This window comes from Flavobacterium sp. 103, assembly GCF_003096795.1.
Lineage (GTDB): Bacteria > Bacteroidota > Bacteroidia > Flavobacteriales > Flavobacteriaceae > Flavobacterium.
On record NZ_QENX01000001.1, the window covers coordinates 3674665 to 3697348 of the forward strand.

At 34.4% G+C, this 22684-nt stretch carries 21 protein-coding genes; 5 read left to right on the forward strand and 16 right to left on the reverse strand.

The annotated features are described in order from the left end of the window. Positions 1-73: 73 nt before the first annotated feature. The 3 genes from C8C85_RS15645 to C8C85_RS15655 all read right to left on the reverse strand — a co-directional run bounded on the left by C8C85_RS15645 (position 74) and on the right by C8C85_RS15655 (position 3033). On the reverse strand, positions 74-1261 hold the full coding sequence (locus C8C85_RS15645; protein ID WP_116797902.1) for a hypothetical protein: 1188 nt from the start codon (positions 1259-1261) through the stop codon (positions 74-76). After that, positions 1248-2243, reverse strand: coding sequence for a DUF2157 domain-containing protein (locus C8C85_RS15650; protein ID WP_116797903.1), 996 nt, complete (start codon positions 2241-2243; stop codon positions 1248-1250). Before C8C85_RS15650 ends, C8C85_RS15645 begins: the two co-directional genes overlap by 14 nt. Before the next feature lie 211 nt (positions 2244-2454). Further along, positions 2455-3033 (reverse strand): hypothetical protein, encoded by a 579-nt coding sequence (locus C8C85_RS15655; RefSeq protein WP_116797904.1) that lies wholly within the window; start codon positions 3031-3033, stop codon positions 2455-2457. A 518-nt stretch (positions 3034-3551) separates the two neighbouring features. On the opposite strand from C8C85_RS15655, the gene C8C85_RS15660 reads away from it, so the two are divergent. Both C8C85_RS15660 and C8C85_RS15665 read left to right on the forward strand, forming a co-directional pair. Next, the gene (locus C8C85_RS15660; RefSeq protein ID WP_133243393.1) at positions 3552-3812 is read left to right on the forward strand and encodes a hypothetical protein; all 261 of its coding nucleotides are present in this window, start codon (positions 3552-3554) and stop codon (positions 3810-3812) included. Between the two features lie 100 nt (positions 3813-3912). Beyond that, positions 3913-4593 carry a hypothetical protein gene (locus C8C85_RS15665; RefSeq protein WP_116797906.1) on the forward strand — a complete coding sequence of 227 codons (681 nt, stop codon included), beginning with the start codon at positions 3913-3915 and terminating at the stop codon, positions 4591-4593. 69 nt (positions 4594-4662) lie between these two features. On the opposite strand, the gene argH is transcribed toward C8C85_RS15665, so the two are convergent. From argH to C8C85_RS15720, 11 genes are all read right to left on the reverse strand, one after another. Then, complete coding sequence (gene argH, locus C8C85_RS15670) at positions 4663-5943, reverse strand: argininosuccinate lyase (RefSeq protein WP_116797907.1); 1281 nt, start codon at positions 5941-5943, stop codon at positions 4663-4665. A gap of 180 nt (positions 5944-6123) precedes the next feature. Next, on the reverse strand, positions 6124-7224 hold the full coding sequence (locus tag C8C85_RS15675; protein ID WP_116797908.1) for a M20 family metallo-hydrolase: 1101 nt from the start codon (positions 7222-7224) through the stop codon (positions 6124-6126). A 55-nt stretch (positions 7225-7279) separates the two neighbouring features. Further along, on the reverse strand, positions 7280-8056 hold the full coding sequence (gene argB / locus C8C85_RS15680) for an acetylglutamate kinase (RefSeq protein WP_116797909.1): 777 nt from the start codon (positions 8054-8056) through the stop codon (positions 7280-7282). A 74-nt stretch (positions 8057-8130) separates the two neighbouring features. After that, positions 8131-9090: an N-acetylornithine carbamoyltransferase gene (locus C8C85_RS15685; protein ID WP_116797910.1), complete on the reverse strand. Its 960-nt coding sequence runs from the start codon at positions 9088-9090 to the stop codon at positions 8131-8133. Between the two features lie 261 nt (positions 9091-9351). Further along, positions 9352-9726: a GxxExxY protein gene (locus tag C8C85_RS15690; protein WP_243412118.1), complete on the reverse strand. Its 375-nt coding sequence runs from the start codon at positions 9724-9726 to the stop codon at positions 9352-9354. Positions 9727-9875: 149 nt separating this feature from the next. Then, a complete protein-coding gene (proB, locus tag C8C85_RS15695; RefSeq protein WP_116797911.1) occupies positions 9876-10637 on the reverse strand; it encodes a glutamate 5-kinase in 762 nt (253 codons plus the stop codon). 85 nt (positions 10638-10722) lie between these two features. Continuing rightward, on the reverse strand, positions 10723-11919 hold the full coding sequence (locus C8C85_RS15700) for a glutamate-5-semialdehyde dehydrogenase (protein ID WP_116797912.1): 1197 nt from the start codon (positions 11917-11919) through the stop codon (positions 10723-10725). Positions 11920-12095: 176 nt separating this feature from the next. Then, positions 12096-13235 (reverse strand): aspartate aminotransferase family protein, encoded by a 1140-nt coding sequence (locus C8C85_RS15705; protein WP_116797913.1) that lies wholly within the window; start codon positions 13233-13235, stop codon positions 12096-12098. Between the two features lie 87 nt (positions 13236-13322). Beyond that, positions 13323-14300 (reverse strand): N-acetyl-gamma-glutamyl-phosphate reductase, encoded by a 978-nt coding sequence (argC, locus tag C8C85_RS15710; protein ID WP_116798510.1) that lies wholly within the window; start codon positions 14298-14300, stop codon positions 13323-13325. Positions 14301-14562: 262 nt separating this feature from the next. Next, complete coding sequence (locus C8C85_RS15715; RefSeq protein ID WP_116797914.1) at positions 14563-15762, reverse strand: argininosuccinate synthase; 1200 nt, start codon at positions 15760-15762, stop codon at positions 14563-14565. A gap of 111 nt (positions 15763-15873) precedes the next feature. Next, positions 15874-16497, reverse strand: a complete 624-nt coding sequence (locus C8C85_RS15720; protein ID WP_116797915.1) for a GNAT family N-acetyltransferase — start codon at positions 16495-16497, stop codon at positions 15874-15876. An 873-nt stretch (positions 16498-17370) separates the two neighbouring features. On the opposite strand from C8C85_RS15720, the gene C8C85_RS15730 reads away from it, so the two are divergent. The 3 genes from C8C85_RS15730 to C8C85_RS15740 all read left to right on the forward strand — a co-directional run bounded on the left by C8C85_RS15730 (position 17371) and on the right by C8C85_RS15740 (position 19887). Further along, positions 17371-17802, forward strand: coding sequence for a hypothetical protein (locus C8C85_RS15730; RefSeq protein ID WP_116797917.1), 432 nt, complete (start codon positions 17371-17373; stop codon positions 17800-17802). 241 nt (positions 17803-18043) lie between these two features. After that, a complete protein-coding gene (locus C8C85_RS15735) occupies positions 18044-18700 on the forward strand; it encodes a carbonic anhydrase (RefSeq protein WP_116797918.1) in 657 nt (218 codons plus the stop codon). Between the two features lie 11 nt (positions 18701-18711). After that, positions 18712-19887 carry a porin gene (locus C8C85_RS15740; RefSeq protein ID WP_116797919.1) on the forward strand — a complete coding sequence of 392 codons (1176 nt, stop codon included), beginning with the start codon at positions 18712-18714 and terminating at the stop codon, positions 19885-19887. A 117-nt stretch (positions 19888-20004) separates the two neighbouring features. Here the strand turns inward: C8C85_RS15740 and C8C85_RS15745 are convergent, their stop codons facing one another. Continuing rightward, positions 20005-21189 (reverse strand): hypothetical protein, encoded by a 1185-nt coding sequence (locus C8C85_RS15745; protein ID WP_116797920.1) that lies wholly within the window; start codon positions 21187-21189, stop codon positions 20005-20007. Between the two features lie 140 nt (positions 21190-21329). Continuing rightward, positions 21330-22613, reverse strand: coding sequence for a fumarylacetoacetase (fahA, locus tag C8C85_RS15750; protein WP_116797921.1), 1284 nt, complete (start codon positions 22611-22613; stop codon positions 21330-21332). Between the last annotated feature and the right edge of the window lie 71 nt (positions 22614-22684).

Here is a 22684-nt window from a genome sequence, read left to right on the forward strand (position 1 = left end):
AGATTCGCAGATTTTTTTTAAAGTTTAAATCTGCGAATCTGCGGTAAGATTTTTATGTTTTAATGGTCTTGTTTCAAAATTTCCCATTCGAACCGCCACCGCTAAATCCGCCGCCACCAAACTTCATTGGTGATTCATCGACTTTAGCTTCGGGTTTAAGTCCAAATTGTGAAGCGACCACAAGAGTTTGCAGATTGGCAAAAGAATTTGGATTGGCAAATCGGTCTTCCTTGAAGGTAATTCCGGTTTCTTTATGCTTTGTTTTTTTTATGGAAAAATAAGTAAAAGCAAATACAGCCAATCCTCCAATGGTTAAAGCCACTTCAGGAGGTAAAACGTGATGATACATTCTGATGGTAAAAAGGGCAAAACAAAGTGCAAGAAAACCAATCCAAAGCATCATTCGGTCTTTGTTTTTCAAAGAAAAGAACAGATAGAGTGCAGGAACTGAAATTGTAAAAGCCCAAAAGAAAATTGCAAAAGGAATTTCGGTACTTACACCACCATAATAATACTCTCCCGATAGGCTGAAATTTAATTCTCTTACCACATAATAGTTTCCTGCGAGATAGAATAGAATTAGACAGAAGGCTTTGGTTAGTTTCAATCCGCTTGAATAATAAGGAACTGTTAGATTTTGCAGTTTATTTTTAGAAATGAAATAACCAATACCTGAAAGCAACAACATCACAAATGGCAATATGGCTTTGCCGATTATAAGATAATCAAATGTTAGATATGCAACGCTTGCCGTTATTCCTAAGCAGGCTAGTAGTGCCAAAGAAAGATTGAGGTATCGTAAATAAGCAATACTGGAAACGATTGCTGTTACTATGGCAATAAGCAGATAGTTAGGATTATAATTTTGTTCAAAAGTGAGTCCAATTGCAATCTGTAGCGCTAAAATCGCTCCCAAAATAAAGGCATCATCTAGACCAAAACCAAAATATTTCATTTCTCTGGACATAAATTCTTTGGCTCCAAAACCAATTATGGCAAATAGGTAAATGAAAAATAAATAGGCATCATCCATAATTGCCAGTCCAAATAACGATAGCATTCCACAAATCGAGGAATACAACATACAACCCAGAATGAAGAAACCAATTCGTATAAAGATATTCTTCTGACTTTTCAGTCTTGGTAATTGATAGGCAATCGATTGGTATTGCTCCAGACTAATGAAACCCGATTTTTTTAATCGATTGGCTTCTTCATCTATATAAACGTTGTCTAAAAGTGTTTTATCATATACTATCATCGGTAGTGTTTTTGTTGAAGTGTTTAATCAATTTTATAAATCCAATTATGGAGCCAATAAAATAAAAAGGCGTTGTGAAAATGAATACAGAGAATAAGTCTTCCAGATGGATTGAGTCTAAAAGTCTTACCATTAATATGTTCATTCCAATATATCCATATAAAACCGTGAAAATAAACAGAGAAATAGACCTTATTTGGAAACTTAAATTATAAAAATAGTAGGCTGCGATTCCCAATACTACCCCAAAAGCCAGCCAGTAATCCTGAAATAAATTGACGATGCAGGCGATGCTAACCAGATGAAGTGAAAAAGTTAGATAGACCAAATTGAAGTGTTTTTTTAAATTGATTTTCGTCGCATACAAAACCCAAAGTAATAAGGTCAATCCAAAAGCTAATCCAATATAGCTCAAGTAGGTATTGTCGATCATCTCGTTTTTAAAAATATGCTTTGGATCGACCGAAAGTCCTAAATAAGCAGCCATTCCTGTAATTCCTATAGACAAAACGCTTTTATTGTCGAAATAATAGGCACAAAAAAGACTGATGAATGTCGGCACCAAAGTAGCCAATCCGTAATGGGTTCCAAAAGTTTGGTATTGAAATTGTAAATATCCCACAAACGTACAGCTCAATATAACCGCTGTAAGTACCAAGTAATCATAAAGTGGATTAGGGAATGGTGCTTCTTCTTTTTTAAAGCCCTCGTGATTTTTAAAGCAAAAATAAAAACAAGTCAATGTCACCAAAAGCAGCAATCCAAGAATTGCGGTATGTCCGATGGTGTCTATGTTTTGGTAAATCAAAATACCAATTCCCGACGTAAACATCAACATCGAAAGGTATAACAAGAACTTCAATTCGTTATGAACCGAAAATAAATTCAATCCTCGATACGCCTGAATGGCTTCGAATTGTTCTTCTGTAATATGATTTTTGTCAAAAAGCGTTTGAGTAGCTTGTTCTTCGAAATTCGCCATGCTATTTATTTAAGATATTTCTCAAATATATAGAATTTTTAGTACTAATTAATGAGTAAGCCGGAGTAATTTTAAGCTTTTATAATGCAGAGGGGGATTATGATTTGTTTTGAGTTTTATTCAGTTTTAACTGGCTCAAACTAAAAAGCACAAAAAAACCAATTTTTCTATTTAGAAAAATTGGTTTCAACAATTGAATTAGTAAGCAATATTATTTTTGGATTTTGATATCCACTACAATTCTTGGATCGTAACCCACTCTGTGAACTGATTTTATGTAGATAGCTCCTTTTTTGCCAGCAGCATTTTTGAATAATACTACATTTGGAGTTTTATCATCTGGGAATGAATCGTCGTCGTCGTTATCTATTTTGATAGTATCAAAATCGGTACTTTTTTCTATTTTGTTGAATTGTTGAATTGTCAATAGGTCTTTTTGAGCATTTATAAATAGACTAAGTGAGGCACCTTTAATTCCATAATTAGCATTATTAGGACTCATGAAATAATTTAAACTATAATTTGCGCTATAAAAAGCAATGTCAATTTTAGGTAAAGTTGCAGCATCAATTTTATTAGTTTTAAATGATTTTCCTAATTCGGTAGAGAAATATAGACCAGCATCGTATCCTTCTGACTGGTCTAAAGAAAAAGTAACATCGATAAAAGTTTTTAATGTTCCATTATCTGTTGCGCTTGAGTCCGTTTTAGTATCGGCATCACTTGAACAACTGTTAAAAAAAAGAGAGCTCATACATACTAATAATGCAATTGTGTAGGTTAATTTCATTTGGGGTTAGTTTTAAATTTTTTGTGAAAATATAAAATATTATGCATGCATATTATTTTTTTAATGTTAAAAAAATGAGTTTCTATGTTATATTTTATTAATGTTTTAGGGCAGAATAGGTTACAAAAGAATCTATAAATTGAACTACCCTCAAAAAGTTAGACACTATTTGGGGATATTTTGTTTAATCAATTTTATTTTAAAAACAATTGTTTTACGATTTTTTCTAGTGAATATAACTAATTGATTTTTAGTTGAAAAATGTATTTGCTTCATTTTTGACTAAAAAAATAATTAAAAATTAAGGAAATATTTGATGATTTTATAGTTTTTTGTTAAGAATGTTATTCTAAAATTTATACATTCGTGATATATATGTTGTCAAAAGGCAATTACAAGTATATTTTTTTCATTCACTAATTAGGCTATTTTTTATATACGGAAAACTATATTTTGAAATGAAATAAAAAATCAATTTGTAATGACTTGAAATGTTTAAAACTATTAATTATATAAAAATGAATCGAATCAATATTTTTTTTCTAGCTATTATTTTCTTTTCCGTTGTAAGTTGTGAAAAGCAAAATCTTTGTGATGAGGGTTATAAGCCGCATGAAAATAATGGCCAAACTATATGTATTCCTAATTATGTAGGACGTAATCCAAAGGATTCTAAATTTGGAAATATGTATTATCATGAGAAATATGGAATAATTGTATTTTCAAATGGAATATGGAAGAATGAAAACAATCAAATTATTGATAACCCAGATAAATAATTTGAGTAGATTTATTGAAATTAAATGTTTTTTGACTCGTGTTTTTTTGTACTTCATAAAAATGTATCTAGAAATTTCAAAATATAAAAGAATAAAATAAATGAAAATAAGTAAAAGGCTAATAGCCGGAATAGTTGGTGCTCAACTGATATTATGCTCATGTGAAGCAGTTCGTATTAGTGAAACTGCTAATTATCAAGATTCCAAATTTGCTTTTGGCCCTGATAAAACTGCGGTACTAGTTGGTAATGACAACATATTGTTAAGTGAATTTACTAAAACATTCAATAAAAAGTATAATCAAAAGCATGATTTTGTAAAACAGTATGATAGTTTATATACTGCTAAATTGAAAGAAGAAAAGATATTTGGAGATATAAAATATGATAAATCTTTGGAATTTGTTTCAAATGATCCTTTGACATTTACTCAAGAACAGCAAAAAAAGGTAGATTCATTATTTACGAATTCTAAAGCGGATTATCTTATACGAATTTATGACCATGAAATTACAAACCGTATACAAGGAAGTCCTGGTATGCCTATGGCTATGTCAAATGGAGGTATGGGTATGTCTTCGGGAACTCAAAGCGAAAGTTGTATTATAAAATCTCATTTTCAGATATATGATATAAAGTCAAGAAAAAAAGTTTTAGATTTTGTATCCAATGGAAATGGGAGTGTGGTGTTTTTTGCCTTTGAACAAGCTTTTACAGATGCTATGAATAGTTCAATCAAAAATTCAACGATATATCTAAAAACTGGAAAATTGAAATTTTAAAATTTAAAAGAGCAAAAAAAAACCTCATTTAATGTCGATTTAAATGAGGTTTTTCTATTTTGTTAAAGTTTAAAAACTTAGCTTCATCTTCTCTTTTATCTCCTCCAAACAAAGGTTATTGATACTTCCTTCATGTGTGTGTTTAGTTTCTTTTGGAGATTGGTAGGTTCCGTTTTCCAATTGCTCAGCAACGGCTTTGTAGGCGTCTCTAAATGGCATTCCTGCTACCACCATTTCGTTTAGGGTATCAACTGTAAATAAATAATTGTATTTTGGGTCATTCAAAATATTATCTTTTACCGTGATGTCTTTGATGGAGAAAATAGCAATATCCAAACAGGCTTTCAGGTTTTGAATCGCTGGAAACAATCCTTCTTTCAATAATTGAAAATCCCTGTGGTAACCACTTGGAAGATTATTGGTAATCAAAGTGATTTCATATGGCAAAGCTTGAATTTTGTTGCATTTACCGCGAATCAATTCGAAAACATCGGGGTTTTTCTTGTGTGGCATAATGCTGGAACCGGTGGTAAGATGCGATGGCAAACCGATAAAATTAAAATTTTGGCTCATGTATAAACACACATCCATTGAGAATTTTGCCAAAGTTGCGGCAACACTGCTCATGGCAAAAGCAACCGTTTTTTCCGATTTTCCACGGCTCATTTGTGCGGCAACCGAATTGTATTTTAAAGTTTCAAAACCTAATTCTTTGGTAGTGAAAGTTCTGTTGATTGGAAATGAACTTCCGTAACCCGCAGCAGAACCTAATGGATTTTGATCGACAATTTTTAAAGCTGCATTTAGCATTGTTATATCATCAATCAAGGTTTCGGCATAGGCGGAAAACCACATCCCGAAAGAAGAAGGCATCGCAATTTGAAGGTGTGTGTAACCTGGCAACAATACATTTTTGTGTTTCTCTGCCGATTCCATCATTAAATCAAAAAGCGTTTTTACTTGCTCTTTCAATTCTTTGACTACATCTTTAAGGTATAAATTTACATCGACCAAAACCTGATCGTTACGGGAACGTGCGGTGTGGATTTTTTTTCCGGCATCACCCAATTTTACTGTCAGTAAATATTCGATTTTGGAATGTACGTCTTCAAAACTGTCTTCGATTTCGAAATTTCCGTTTGCAATGTCTTTTATAATTTCGTTTAAAGCGACAACCAAGGATTCTGTTTCGTCATTGGTCAACAACCCGATTTGTCTCAACATTTTGGCGTGCGCAATCGATCCTAAAGCATCGTATTTGGCCAAAACCAAATCAAGTTCCCTGTCATTTCCTACTGTAAAATGTTCGATTTGTTTATCGGTTGGTATTCCTTTTTCCCAAAGTTTCATAATTGGATTTTTAGATGTTTGGATTTTAGATTTTTAGATCTAAACTTTTGTTGTTATGTGTTTTTTGGCCCCGATTGCTTCGCCAGTTCGCTATCGCTCGTGTGTAGCGAAAATCCTTGTGGGCCGGGGTTCGGCACACAAGATTGCAGCGGATAGCTGGATTAGCTCCTAAAAATTATTTTAGTTCTTTAAAAAGTCTCCCAGTATTTTGATATACAATTGGATTCCTTCTTCAATTTCGTTTACAAATATAAATTCGTCTGCCGAGTGTGATCGCAGTGATTCTCCTGGCCCCAATTTCAAGGATTGACAATTCAAAACCGACTGATCCGAAAGGGTAGGCGAGCCATAGGTAGTTCTTCCCAATGCGATTCCTGCTTTCACCAAACCGTGATTTACAGGAATTGATGAAGCGTTTAAATGCATGGAACGCGGAGTAACGAGTACTTCTATTCCCTCGATTTTCACTCCCCCTTTGGGGGTTGGGGGGCATACGGTTTCTAAAATCTCTACATTGCTGTAACAGTCATTCACGCGAATATCGACTACCAAATGACATTCGGCAGGAACTACGTTGTGTTGTCTTCCTGCATTGATTTGGGTTACGGTCATTTTTACAGGCCCTAAAACCTCGGATATTTTCTCGAATTGATAGGTTTTGAACCAATCAATTACAGGCATTGCATTGTAAATAGGGTTGTCAGGGTTATTGTGAGCCGCATGACTGGCAGTTCCTTTGACAACTACATCGAGTACCAATAAACCTTTTTCGGCGACAGCCAATTGCATTAATGTAGGTTCGCCAACAATAGCGCAATCCAACTCGGGTAAATGTTTCAAAACGCTGTTAAGGCCCTTTTTGCCGCTGCTTTCTTCCTCGGCTGAAGCTACGATTACAATATTGTGGGACAGGTTTTCTTTGGCATAAAAATAAACAAAAGTCGCCATAAGGGAAACCAAACAACCTCCTGCATCATTACTGCCCAATCCATACAATTTACCGTCTTTTTCGATGGCTTTGAACGGGTCGTTGGTGTAACCTTGATTCGGTTTTACAGTATCGTGATGGGAGTTGAGCAATAATGTTGGTTTGGATTTGTCAAAATGTTGATTGAAAGCCCAGATATTATTGTTTTCCCGCTCGAATGGAATGCTATTTTGTGTAAACCAATTCTCGATTAAAAGCGCAGTTTGTTCTTCTTCACTCGAAAAGGAAGGAGTTTCAATCAGCGATTTTAATAACGCAATGGCTTCTTGTGTTAGGGTTTCTATGTTTTTCATATATTTTTCTGAAACCTAAGTCGTTTTTAAAACCGGTTAGGTTTGTTAGTGTTTTTTATAATTCAATGCTGGTATGTATAACTTCAGCATTTTGTAACATTCTATGGTGTCCAATTTTTATTTTTTGAACCCCTTTGGACAAGCTATTGAAACAGTTGTCTAACTTAGGAATCATCCCGGAATGTATCGCTTTTTCGGCTTTTAATTTGGTGTATAATTCGTGGTTGATTTGTTCGATTACAGAACTGTCATCATCAGCATCGTACAAAACTCCCGGTTTTTCGAAACAATACGTCAAGGTTACTTCAAAAACTTCGGACAATGCAATGGCCAATTCACTGGCAATGGTATCGGCGTTGGTATTCAATAATTGCCCTTTTCCGTCGTGAGTGATGGCGCAAAAAACGGGTGTTATTCCGCTCTTTAATAACGTTTCCAATAAAGGAGTATTCACTTTTTGAACGTCGCCCACAAAACCATAATCAATTGTGGGGTGGTTTCTTTTTGTAGACAAAATCAGATTCCCGTCTGCACCCGAAAATCCAACTGCATTTGTATTGTTAGCCTGCAATTGAGCAACTACATTTTTATTGATTTCACCGGCATAAATCATCACCACCACATCGAGCATCGGGGCATCGGTAATACGTCGTCCATCAATCATTTGAGGAATTAATCCGATACTTTTCGCCATTTTGGTTGCCGATTTTCCGCCACCGTGAACGAGTACTTTATAGCCTTCAATTTTGGAAAAATCAGTCAGGAACTGTTTTAATTCGGCTGGATTGTCGATGATGTTGCCACCAATTTTTATGATTGATAAAGGAGTCATATTGATTTATGATTGTTGATTAAAGATTTTAGATTTGTGTTTACTAAAATGTCTATTATCTATTCGCCTATGTTCTATTTTCTTTTCTCTAAACTTTCCAAAATCTTCTGCAAAACCAATTGAGCGGAATAGGTTCTGTTATTCGCCTGTTGAATTACAATCGAATTTTCGCTGTCAATTACTTCATCCGTTACAATTACGTTACGTCTTACGGGCAAACAGTGCATGAATTTGGCATTATTAGTCAATTTCATTTTATCGGCAGTGATGGTCCAATTCGGGTCGGAATTAGTTATTTTACCGTATTCTTTATAGTTGCTCCAGTTTTTGGCATAGATAAAATCGGCATTTTCAAAAGCTTTGTCCTGATCGTATTCGATTTTAGAATCTTTTGTAATTTCAGGGTTCAATTCATAGCCTTCCGGGTGTGTAATCACAAAATCCATTTCGGTTTGCAATTGCATCATTTCTACAAATGAATTAGGTACGGCCTGAGGCAATGCTCTGGGGTGTGGTGCCCACGAAAGAACCACTTTTGGTCTGTGTTTGGTTTTGTTTTCCTCCATTGTGATGGCATCAGCAAGGGATTGTAACGGATGTCCTGTGGCACTTTCCATATTTAGAATTGGGACCGTGGCGTATTTCAAGAAACCATTCATTACCGTTTCGGCATTGTCTTTTTCTTTGTCAACCAAACCTGCAAAAGCTCTGATGGCAATAATGTCGCAGTATTGCGAAACTACTTCTGCCGCTTCTTTGATGTGTTCCGAAGCACCTTGGTTCATAATGGTTCCATCTTCGAATTCGAGTGTCCAACCCTCACTGCCAAAGTTCATTACCATTACGTTCATGCCCAAGTTCAAAGCTGCTTTTTGTGTACTCAAACGTGTTCTCAAACTCGAATTAAAAAACAACATTACTAAGGTTTTGTGTTTTCCTAGTTTCTTATTCTTAAGTGGATTTTTTTTGATTTTTATAGCTTCTTTCACCCATTTTTGGAGTGAATCTATTTCTTTTATTGAGGTGTAGTTCATGTTTTTTTTGTTTAGTATAGATACTTATTATTAGACGCGGATGAAACGGATTCGCTAAAGCGAAGACACGGATAAGGCGCGGATTTTTTTATTTTGTTACTTTTGATTTAGACGCTGATTAAACTGATTCGCCATAGCAAAAACGGTGATAAAAACTGTTTTTTTTTTGTTACTTATTATTTTGATATCGATTAAACGGATTCGCTAAAGCGATAATTCGGATAAAAGCAGATTTATATTTTTACTTATGATTGATGCTGATCAAGACTTTTTTTCTTTTCTTATTTTTCGATTATTTTCATATATTTTCCTTTTGAATTCAGGTTTCTTTCCAAAGTTTAAAAGCAATCCTACTTCACAATCTGTTGCTCTAAAATAGTTTAAAATTTGATTTTCAAAATCTTTTACAATACCATCAGCAGCTTTTAATTCTAGGATGACAGCATTTTCGACGATCAAGTCAGCAAAGTATTCACCAACTTCGGTTCCTTTATAGTAAACGTTAATTTTCTTTTGAGCTTCAACTTTATAACCTTTATTTTTTAATTCTAAATACAGGGAATTTTGATACACTTTTTCTAAAAAAACCATCCCCCAATTCATTATAGACTTCATAAAAAGTTTTAATGATAACATCTGTTAATTCTTGGTGCAATAAACCCATATTTAAAATCAGTTTTATCTGTTTTCTCTTTTTTTTGCAATCTAAAGAAACTCAATATTAAAAAAAATCAGCTTTTATTAGCGTTTTTGCTTTAGCAAATCCGTATCATCAGCGTATCATACTACACAATCTTTGTAAAAGCAATTTTGTTATCCAAAGCCTTCAACATAAAATTATCTTCGAGTCCGTTTACAATCCAAGTTTCGATATTTGCAGCTTTGGCAATGGCTGCTGAATCAATTTTGGATTGCATCCCACCTGTTCCGTGAGACGATTTTTTATCGCCAATTTCCTTTTGCAAAAGCGATAAATCGGTTACTAGTTCGATAGTTTCTGGTACTTCATCGTGAATTGACGATTTGGTGTAAATACCGTTAGTGTTCGTTGCAATTATCAGGATATCAACATTTAATAAAACAGCAGCCAATGCCGCTAGTTTATCGTTATCACCAAATTTAATCTCATCTGTAGCCACAGTGTCATTTTCATTGATGATCGGGATATAATTGTTTTTGACTAATACATTGATGGTATTTACAATATTGACTTTAGATTGTTCTTTTTCAAAATCAGAATATGACAACAAACATTGTGAAGTCAGCAATCCTAAATCGCTGAAGTTTTCATGGTAAATCCGCATCAAATGAGGCTGACCTATCGATGCCAAAGCTTGTTTTACAAAAACATCCTCATCCTGATTTTCCAGTTTTACGAATTGCTTGGCTGCAGCAATTGCTCCTGAGCTAACAATGATAAACTCATATTCATCTTGTAAAGCAGCTATCTGTATTCCTATATCCTCAATCTTCCCTCTCGAAATATGATTGGTTTCCTTGGTTAAGGTGTTGCTGCCTAACTTTAGTAATATTCTTTTTTTAGTCATTTTTTTTAAAGTCTCTAAGGTTCTAAGTTACTAAGATCCTAAGTTTTTTCTTGAATCTGAAATCAACAATCTGCAATCTAAATTCTTATCTTATCTGTCCATCACCGTACACATACCATTTATTGGTTACCAAATGCTGTAGTCCTATTGGACCGCGTTGGTGTAGTTTGTCAGTGCTGATGGCTAATTCTCCGCCAAGACCAAATTGACCACCGTCGGTGAATCGGGTAGAAGCGTTTTGATACACGGCTGCTGTATCCACATTTTCCATGAATTCTTGTGCCAAAGCATCATTTTGAGTGATGATCGAAGCCGAATGTCCTCCACAATATTTGTTTATTTTTTCAATTGCTTCTTCATCAGAATTTACGACTCCGATAACAATTTTATAATTCAAAAATTCTTCGTACCAAATTTCCTCGTTTTCAATTGTAGGCACCTGAGTAGCATTTGCGAAAGCGGTATCACCTAAAATTTCTACATTGTATTTTTTTAATTCTGCTACTAATTCTGTTGCGAAAACTTCCCAATTAGGTAATTTAGTATCAATCAAAACCTTGTCTAAAGCATTACAAACACCGATATTGGTTGTTTTTCCGTTGATGATAATGTCAAGTGCTTTTTTTAAATCGGCTTCTTGATTTACATAAACAAAGTTATTTCCTCGCCCGCTTACAATTACTGGACAAGTAGCGTGTTTTTTAGTGAATTCAATTAATTGTTCTCCACCACGAGGTACAATTAAATCTACTTTTTGCGTTGGTTTTTCTAAAAATGCTTGAGTTTCGAGGCGATTGTAATTCAGGTATTCTACCCAATTCGTATCAATTTCATTTTCCTCTAAGGCTTGGTGCCAAAGCGAAACAATTTTTAAATTGGATAACAAAGATTCTTTTCCGCCTTTCAATAAGATTTTATTTCCGGATTTGAATGCAATTCCTCCCGCTTCAACTGTTACATCAGGTCGGGATTCGTAAATGATCATAATTGTACCGAAAGCAGCTGTTTTATTGGTTACTTTCATTCCGTTTTCGTGAGTGAAATCAAAGCGAACTTGTCCAACAGGATCTTCTTGGCTAGCCAATTGCTGCATAGACAAAATCATTCCGTCAATTTTGGCATCATCAACTAATAAACGTTTTTCCATAGCTAAATCCTCTCCAGAATAATTGCTCATATCCTGTTGATTAATCGCTTTAATGCTGTCTCTTTCTTGTTCTAAAAGTACAGCCATTCGATTCAGAACTGCGTTTCTTTTTTCTATGGATAATAAATGATTCATTGGTTTTTAGGTTAAAAGAGCAAAAAATAAAATTTAAAACATATAAGTCAGATAAGTTTATTTTAAGCTAGTTGGTTGTTAAAAAAAGGGAACCATATAAGTTATATAAGTTTTTGTAATTTACTCTTTTTTTGTTCAGTTTAAATGAACTTATATGACTTATATGGTTAATAAATTTATGCTTTTAATTCAGCCAAGCTTTCTTTCAATGCAACTATAAATATATCGATAGCTTCCTTTTTGACTGTCAAAGGAGGAAGGATTCTCAATAGATTTTTATTGTTGGCACTTCCTGTGAAAATCAGTTTTTCGACAATCAGTTTTTTGCGTAATGGGCCTACTTCAAAATCAAATTCTACTCCCAACATCAATCCTTTTCCTTTCACCTTAACCACTTCAGGAACTTGTTTGATGGCTTCAAGGAAATAACCGTAAACGTCATTTACGTTGTCTATCAGTTTTTGATTTTCAATTACGTCCAAAACGGCAATTCCAGCCGCACAGGCAAGGTGACTTCCTCCAAAAGTAGTTCCCAATAATCCGTGACTAGCGGTAAATTTTGGCGAAATTAAAATACCTCCAAGCGGGAAACCGTTCCCCATTCCTTTTGCAAGCGTAATAATGTCCGGTTTAATATTGTGGTGTTGAAAAGCGAAAAACTTCCCGCTTCTTCCATAACCTGATTGTACTTCGTCCAAAATCAAAACTGCTTCATATTGATTGCAAAGTTTTTCTAATCCTTGGAAAAATTTGGTTGTTCCTTCATCCAATCCGCCTACTCCTTGAATTCCTTCAATAATCACTGAACAAACATCTCCTTTTTTCAATTCGGTTTCCACCAAATCAAGGTTGTTCAAAGGCAAAAAAGTAACCACTTGTTGCGCATTAATCGGAGCGACAATTTTTTTGTTGTCAGTCACAGCAACGGCAGCCGAAGTTCTTCCGTGAAAAGAGTTGTCAAAAGCAATCACTCTTGATTTTCCGTTGTGGAAAGAAGCGAGTTTCAGTGCATTTTCATTGGCTTCAGCTCCAGAACTGCACAAGAATAAGCTGTATTCTTCACATCCTGAAAGTTTGCCTAATTTCTCTGCCAATTCCACTTGCAATGGATTTTGGATGGCATTCGAATAAAACCCTAGATTATCCAATTGATTTTTCAATTTGGCTACATAATCCGGTTGTGTGTGTCCAATGGAGATTACTCCGTGGCCACTGTATAAGTCTAAATATTCCACACCATTTTCATCTGTTATTGTGCAGTCTAGTGCTTTTACAGGAGTGATGTTATATAATGGGTAAACGTCAAATAAGTTCATTTTTATTGTTTTTTAGTTTGAAGTTTCAGGTTTAAAGTTTCAAGTTCTGTGAGTAACCTGAAACTTTAAACTTGAAACAAATTTTTTCTAGAATCCGCTTGGTTTCAAATGCAATCCCGTGGTTTCTTCCAATCCAAACATCAAATTCATATTTTGGATGGCTTGTCCTGAGGCGCCTTTGACTAAATTATCGATTACCGAAGTAATCAAAATCCGGTTTCCTTTTTTCATTAAACTAATAATGCATTTATTTGTCTGAACCACTTGTTTCATATTGATGCCAGTTGTGGTAACGGTTACAAAAGGTTGGTTTTTATAGAACGCTTCGTATTTTGCTACAAGATCCTCCAGGCTTTCGGTACAATTGGTGTATAATGTTGCAAAAATTCCTCTTGGAAAATCCCCTCTATTTGGAATGAAAAGCAATTCATTTTTGTAATCATTTTGCAATTGGTGTAAACTTTCTGAAATTTCCCCCAAATGTTGGTGTTCAAAGGCTTTGTAATGCGACATATTGTTGTTTCTCCAACTAAAATGCGACGTTTCTGCAAGTCCAACTCCGGCTCCGGTGCTTCCGGTTGTGGCGTTGATATGCACATCGCTGTTCAATAATTTGGCTTCCGCCAATGGCAATAAAGCCAATTGAATTGCAGTGGCAAAACAACCAGGATTGGCAATGAACTGAGCGTTTTTAATCGTCGCTTTGTTCAATTCCGGTAAACCATAAACGAACTTTTTGCCATCAAAAACTTCGTCTTTGTGCAATCTGAAATCATTTCCTAAATCAATGATTTTGGTATGGCTTGCAAATTGGTTTTCTGCTAAAAATGATTTCGATTTTCCGTGTCCTAAACATAAGAAAACCACATTCACATTTGGATTTACGGTATCGGTAAAATTCATTTCGATGTCGCCCAACAAATCGTGATGCGCCACTGAAAGCGGTTTGCCGGCATTAGTTGTACTGTATACAAAGTCTAATTTTGAATTAGGATGAAACATCAATATTCTGATGAGTTCTCCCGCAGTATAACCTGAACCTCCAATTATTCCAACATTAATCATAATTTTAATTTTTAAAACTAAATGTGTTTTGTTCCTTCCTGCAAGGTTTTTTCCAAACCTTGTAGGTATTAAAGTATTCTCAATCATACCTACAAGGTCCGAAAAAGACCTTGCAGGAGATAAATCTAAAAATCCCAATCTCCCTCTTTAGCCCCGACAGAAGGGAAAATCCTTGTGAGCTGGGGTTCAGCTCACAAGATTGGAATGATGGCGGGAACAATCTTTCTGAAAAAGCAAAATGTTTCTGCTCCTCAAAAAAAGACTATTCGTAAGTTTCGTTGTTTACAGACGAAAATATATTTTGGGCATTCCCTAAAATTTTGATAAATCCTTTCGCATCGTCAGATGTCCAAGCATTGTTCATTTCTCCATATTGGCCAAAACCAGTATTCATCAAATCATTTTTGGACTCAATTCCGTCCAATGAAAAGTGATATGGTTTCAAAGAAACAGTCACAGTTCCGTTTACCGTTTTTTGAGTGTCTTCTAGAAATGTTTCTATGTTACGCATTACAGGATCTAGGAATTGACCTTCGTGGAATAACATTCCGTACCAGTTTCCTAGCTGTTCTTTCCAGTATTGCTGCCATTTTCCAAGAGTGTGTTTCTCCAATAAATGGTGCGCTTTGATAATGATTAAAGGAGCAGCTGCTTCAAAACCAACTCTTCCTTTGATTCCGATAATAGTGTCACCCACGTGGATGTCTCTACCAATAGCGTAAGCACTTGCCAATTTTTCTAAAACTACAATATTGTTCGAAGGTTTGTCGGCTACACCATTTACGGCAACCAATTCTCCCTTTTTGAATTCTAATGTTACTTTCTCTTCACCTTCTTTTGTCAATTGTGATGGATACGCATCGCTTGGTAATGGTTTATCAGAAGTCAATGTTTCTTTTCCGCCGACACTTGTTCCCCAAAGTCCTTTGTTGATAGAATATTGCGCTTTTTCCCAAGAATATTCAACTCCATTAGCTTGTAAATAAGCCACTTCTTCTTGTCTAGAAAGTTTCAAGTCTCTGATAGGAGTGATGATTTCGATTTCTGGAGCGATGGTTTGGAAAATTAAATCAAAACGGATTTGGTCATTTCCAGCACCTGTACTTCCGTGAGCAATTGCTTCAGCACCAACAGATTTGGCATATTTTATAGCTTCAATCGCTTGAAAAACACGCTCAGCACTTACAGATAAAGGGTAAGTGTTGTTTTTTAACACATTACCATAAATCAAATATTTGATTGCTTTGTCGTAATATTTATCTAGAATGGTAAGATTAGCGTGTTTGGCACTTCCCAGTTCATAAGCTCTTTCTTCGATTGCTTTTAGTTCGGCATCATCAAAACCACCAGTGTTGATTAGTACTGTATGAACTTCATACCCTTTTTCATTTTTCAAATATTTAAGACAATATGATGTGTCTAATCCTCCGCTGTATGCTAATACTACTTTTTTACTTCCCATTTTTTATTGTTTTGTGGAGGTCGTGAATCTCCGATTTTATAATTTTATTGGCTATTAGCTTTTGGCTATTAGCTGCGAGTTTTTTGTATGTTATAATTTTTTAAATTTTCTCTAAAATAATTTTGTCAAGAAAAGCGCTTTTTTAATGGCTGTTAATCTATTAAGGACCCTCACATTAAAAGGATGTTTTGGCGGGTCTTTCGGTTTCTCTTTCGGATCAAAAAGCATTCCGGTACACAAACACATTTTATAATCTTTACTTTTTAAGATTTCGAAGTTGGTACAGGTTTGGCACCCTTTCCAAAAACTGGGATCGTTTGTCAGTTCCGAAAAAGGAACCGGTTTGTATCCCAAATCCGAATTGATTTTCATTACCGCTAAACCGGTTGTGATTCCAAATACTTTGGCTTCTGGATATTTTTGTAATGAATAGTCAAATACAAACGATTTTATTTTTTTGGCCAGTCCCAAGTTTCTATAATCCGGATGTACGATTAAACCGGAGTGTGCCACAAACTGACCGTGTTGCCAACTTTCGATATAGCAAAAACCAGCAAAAATTCCGTTGTTAAGTGCAATCACAGCATCTCCCTTCTCCATCTTTTTTTGGATGTATTCCGGTGTTCTTTTGGCAATTCCAGTACCTCTCAACAGGGCAGATGATTCTATCGTATCGCATATTTCCTGCGCGTACTTATAATGTTCTTCCTGAGTTACTACAATAGAAATATTCATTTCAAGAGTTATATTTTAGGTTAAATAATGTACTGTAATGAAGTTTGAAATGTTCTGGTTTTGCACTATCAAATATAGAATAAATGAAGCAAAGAACAATCCAAATAATTGAATTACAGATAGATAAAATTTGTTTGGTAATTTTTTTAGGATGTATTAATCCAAATAAAAATGGAAGTAATTTCAAAACGATAAAAATAAGAAATGAATAATATAATACGATTACACTATGGAGGCTATAGTTATAGCATCCGTACTTCGGGAGAAGTCGTAGGTGTAATTATCCGAGAGATAATTGTTTTATATGTTTCTTTATTTTTCATTGGTGCAAAAGTACACTTATTTTTCAAACCAAATGCTAAATTTTTTGTAAAAGTCAAATTTTTAACAAATCATACTATTTTTGTAATAAAAAAGAAAATTTTAATTAAAATGACTGTTTTTTAGCGTTATTTTTTTTTTTTTAAGAGGGAGGTAGTTTGGATTCAAAATTAGTTTTCAAAATCTTTTACTTCGTCAGTTCGCAAAAGCTCGTGTGGGCGTGTCCCCGTTGAGCAAAGGGGCTTTCTTATAGTATCGCTTATACAGCCCCTTCGCTCAACGGGGTCGAGCTATTCGCGCTACTTCGGTAGCTAGCTTCAAATGAAATTTACTGAACTCCTATGAAAATAAATGTATAGTGAGGTAATCCCTCACGCGAGACAACTTTAAGGAAAACAAGAGTTTTTGTTTTTATAAGATCAAAATGATATGAAAGTAAATGCTCTTTTAAAAATTGTTAGGGATATTAGGTATATTTGAAAAAGTGAATATTTCGAAACAAATTTTGGTTAATATTAAAATTTGTAAATAAACATAAACTCCCAATTCACAATGGAAAAAAAACAAGCAAAAAAGAAACTACTCATCCGGAAAGTGCTCAAAATTATTATGATTGTGGCTTTGGTCAGTGTGATACCATATTATTATTCTAGAAATAAGTCGGTGGGGAAGGAACTAACAGCATTGGTTACCAATTATAATAATGCTTGCCCGATGATGATTAGTAATGATATTCGAATGGAGAGTGTAAATACATTGCCAGATAATACTATTCAGTATGACTTTGTATTGGTGCGTGTTCAAAAAGAAAACATTGATGTCGAAGCTTTAAAAAAGTCTGTGGAAAAAGAAATATTGGTAAGTTCCAAAACGAATCCGAGTCTTGAAGCTTTCAGAGATAATGGTTCTACGGTTATTTATCATTATATGGATATCAACGGAAAAAACCTGTTTATAGTTACTTTGACACCGGAAATGTATTGATAGAAGATTGATTAGCCATCAAATAAGATTTTTTTTTAAGTAAGAAATTGCTAAACACAAAAACCACCTCGTTTAAAAGCTTTTAAACGAGGTGGTTTTTTCATGTAATTAATCCGTCAAACATGATAAATATCAATATTTACGAGGTTTTATACTTCTAAATTTGTTGTCTCATTGACAAGTATAAGTTTGTCTAAATTTTTCGGATAGACTTAGGTTGTTGCAATTTAGGGAAACTATCATGATTAAAAGAGGACTACTTTATCTACTTTTTATAAGCGTATTATCTGCTTGTAGCCACACTGAAAATACCAATTTATCTCCACTACAAAAACTGGAAGAAGGAAACAAACGATTTGCTTCGGGAAAACCAGTACATCCTGATGAAACCCTCGAAAGATTACGGGAACTTAAAAAAGGACAACACCCATTTGCTATTGTTGTAAGCTGTTCTGATTCCAGAGTTCCGGCAGAACTTGTTTTTGACCAAGGCCTCGGGGATATATTCTCGATTAGAACTGCTGGGAATGTTATTGGAGATTATGAATTGGGTAGTTTGGAATATGCTGTCGAACATTTGGACTGTAAATTGATTGTTGTTATGGGACACAAAGACTGTGGCGCCATCAAAGCATTTATCAATTCAAATGGGCATTATAAGCATGCGGATCACATTAAAAACATCATTAATTACATAGAAAGCGAGAACGAAGAAAAAAATCTAACCAGTACCAGTAAATTATCTGTTGATAAAGCTATTGATGCCAATATTGCTCATGGTATTAATTTCTTAAAATCAGCAGAACCAATTTTAAAAGAACGTTTTGTTCAAAATAAAATTACGATTATCGGTGCGTTGTATGATATAGAATCCGGTAAAGTAACTTTTAAAAAATAAAATATCTTATAATGAAAAAGTACTTTATTTATTGGATACTTATACTATTGCCTATTTTTTCTGTTGCTCAAAAACAAATTCAAGAAGGAAATGCGGTGATAGCACCTTTAATTCCAACTTCAAAGTTGTCCTTATTGAAAGATGTGGATGTTATCTTTAATACCCGAATGGCTTTCGATAATTATTTTGTTGATAATGAACACGTAAATTCTCTGTTTTCGGTGAATCAATTCCGATTTGAAGTGAAAGGAAAAATTCATGACAAAGTTTCTTTTCGATTCCGAAATAGATACACCAAAATAGCCGATCCAAGTACTGTCGACAACATCAGTCGTTCGGTGGATATGGCTTATGTCGCTATTGATATTGCTGCGCAAACTAAACTGACGGTAGGAAAAATGATTGGGGATTGGGGAGGTTACGAACTCTTGACGAATCCAATCGAAATTTTATCCTATAACACTATTAATGATAAAGCGGACAATTTTATGGTGGGAGCAGCTCTTTCGTATGCATTAAACGATCACAAAAATAAATTCAATCTACAGCTGTTGAATTCCAGAACTAAAACCTTTCAAGAGCAGTTTGGTACTACGGTGCCTCCTGGAATTACCACTACCAAAACACCTTTGGCTGCAGTAGGAAATTGGAAAGGCAGTTTTTTTGACGGTAAAATAGAAACTACCTATAGCTACAGTTATTTTATTGATGCCGAAAATACAAACAGGAATTTTATTTCTCTGGGGAATAAATACAAAAGCAATAAATTGGTACTGTATTATGATTTTCAATATAGCAAAGAGGATTTGGATCAAAAAGGAGTGATTTCAAATATCATCAAGAGCAAGTATGTTTACGCTGCACAAAATGTTTCTTATGTAGAAAATTGGATTAGGGCAGAATACCAGATTCGTCCAAAAGTTAATTTGTTGCTTACGCTCATGAATGATAATTCTTATTGGAATGGCAATCCAAATTCCAATAAAGACAGCCATTTGTTGAGTTCTTATGGTATTATCCCAACGGTTGAATATTCTCCTTTTACTGATTTTAATATGAAGTTTTACGTAGGTTATGTTGCTAAAAAATACAATTATTCTGCTTATGCCGAAAATAATTTTAATGCAATCGATGGGACAACTGGACAATTTAGTTTTGGTATAATTGCACCGTTGTTGGTATTATAAAATTGTGCTAGCTAACCACAAAGGGCACAAAGAATTTCGCAGAGTTTTTCGATTAATTTTAAGGTATAAAAAAAGCAACTCGATGTGGAGTTGCTTTTTTAGTAATACTTAAAGGTGTTATTTTCTAAACTGATTGCTATTAATAACGGTATTGATTTTTTCTTTTAAATTTTCGCTAGTGTCATAGACCATTTGCTCGCTAGAAGGGAAAGGTACTGCTTTATTGTAGAAATTTGAATTGTAGTTGTCATCTGCAGCACGCGGATCACCTTTGTAAGAGGCAAAAATGTTTTCAAAAACAAACTCACTTGTTACTGGAAAAGAACCTAACGATTGTTTGGTTTTATTGTCAACGTAATCCACTTTGGCAGTAATTTGACATGATTTAAACTGTCTAACTTCGTTGATTTTTACCATAGCATTAATTAGGTTGTCCACCATTATTGGCTTTCCTTGTCTGTCCAAGACGATTTTTCCATTGGAGTCAACTTGTTTTCTTTGTCCGTCAACTACTTGACGTTCTTTTGTGAATTCTCTTTCTTTTATTTGTTCTGGAGAAATTAAAATTGATCTGAAGTTGATAAGCATTCCATAATCATAATAAGTGTCTTTTTGTTTGACACTATGATAAACGGTCCATTTGTCATTCAATTTATAGCTTTTGAAATCCAATAAGTCATTTTGAAGTTGCTCAGGAATAATCATATTGGTTTCGTTTTTGGTATATACGATTACATAATCAGTTCCTTTCAACTGAGCTTCATCTAGCATGTTGGCAATATCCTTGTAGTTATGGTTTATTTTGTCCAAATAAATTAAATCATCATAAACTCTGCGGTAATTCATTTTGTTTTTAGTCAGCATCAAAGCTTTTGCATTGGTATACAAATAATTGGATAAAGCATTTTTGCTGCTGATGATTTGGTCATTATAATCATCAAAAGGAAAAATAGCGTTTCTTTCTTCTTTGATTAATTTTAGAGGAAGCAATGGTTTTATTTTCTCTTGGCGGTCATGTAATGCCAAATAAGTATTGTAAATTTTTTCCAAATTACTTGGGTTGTTTTCTTTTTTCAAAAAAGAAAGGGTATTCAAATCTCGTTCTTTGACTTTGGCGAAAGCCTCTTCAAGTAAATAGATATAGTCTTGTTTTCCTTTTTTGTCTTTATTGGAACGTAAATTGGAAAGTGCTATGTCAATAGCGGCGTCATAATTTCCGGAAGTCAAATTGTTTTGGGTTTGTTTTACACCACAAGAAGTAAGTAGTGTAAAAAAAGCAATTAAAAGAGTAATTTTTTTCATTTTATGGGGATAATGAATTATATCAATAGTAGGTTAAAAATATTTTGCAAATCTACTATTCCTTTAGTAGATTTTGCTAAAAATATTTCAAAAAAAAACCGACAAGTATAAATTGTCGGTTGTGTATAAAAAGAATTTGGTTATTGTCTTACAAAGGGAGGAAGTAGCTTACTGGAGCATTCCCCAAAACCAATACGAACCTGTCCGTTTTGACTATATCCTTTAATAATTACGGTATCGCCATCATTTATGAATTTACGCTCGGTACCATCATTTAATTTAATTGGGTTTTTACCGCCCCAAGTCAGTTCGAGCATAGAACCATAACTGTCTGGTGTAGGACCGGAAATAGTTCCGGAACCCATCATGTCACCGGAGTTAACACGGCATCCGTTTGAAGTATGATGTGCCAATTGCTGGCTCATAGTCCAATACATATATTTGAAATTGGTTCTGGAAACAACTGTTGGCTCAGCATTTTCTGGAGCAATGGCTACTTCAAGATTGATATCGAATGAATGTTTTCCTTTTTGTTGCAAATAAGGAAAAGGAGTTGGCTCTTGTTTAGGACCTTTTGTTCTAAAAGGTTCTAGAGCATCTAAAGTAACTATCCAAGGAGAAATTGATGAACCAAAGTTTTTGGCTAAGAATGGTCCAAGCGGTACATATTCCCATTTTTGAATATCGCGTGCACTCCAGTCATTTAATAAAACCATTCCGAAAATATAATCTTCGGTTTCACCAATAGGAATGTTCTCTCCCATAATATTGACATCGGTCGTGATAAAAGCAGTTTCCAATTCGAAATCAACTAAGCGAGAAGCACCAAAAACTGGCATAGTTTCACCATTTGGTAAAGTTTGCCCCATAGGTCTGTGTACTGGAATCCCCGATGGAATAATAGTCGAACTTCTTCCGTGGTATCCTACTGGTATATGTAACCAGTTTGGTAATAAAGCATTTTCCGGGTCACGAAACATTTTCCCAACATTGGTAGCGTGTTCTTTGCTGGAATAAAAATCAGTGTAATCACCAATTAATACAGGAAGTTGCATCTCAACATCCTCCATTCTAAAAATCACTATGTCTCTATGTTCGGTATTGTCTCTTAATTCGGGATTTGTTGCGTCAAAAATTTCGGCAATTCTATTTCGTACCAATCTCCATGTTTTTTGACCATCCGATATAAAATCGTTCAAGGTATCTTGCATGAACATATCGTCTGTCAATTCGATTCCTTCAAAGTAATTTAATTGTTGTAAAGCACCCAAATCGATTGCAAAATCACCAATTCTAGAACCTACTGTAACGATGTTTTCTTTGGTAAGAAAAACTCCAAATGGAATGTTTTGGATAGGGAAGTCGCTGTCTGGCAGTACTTCTAACCATGATTTTCTACTAGTGTCGTTGGCTGTTATTGGCATGATAATGTTAATTGTTTGTTGAAAATTACTTGTCAAATATATTATAATCTAAGGGTTAAACAAACGTTTTT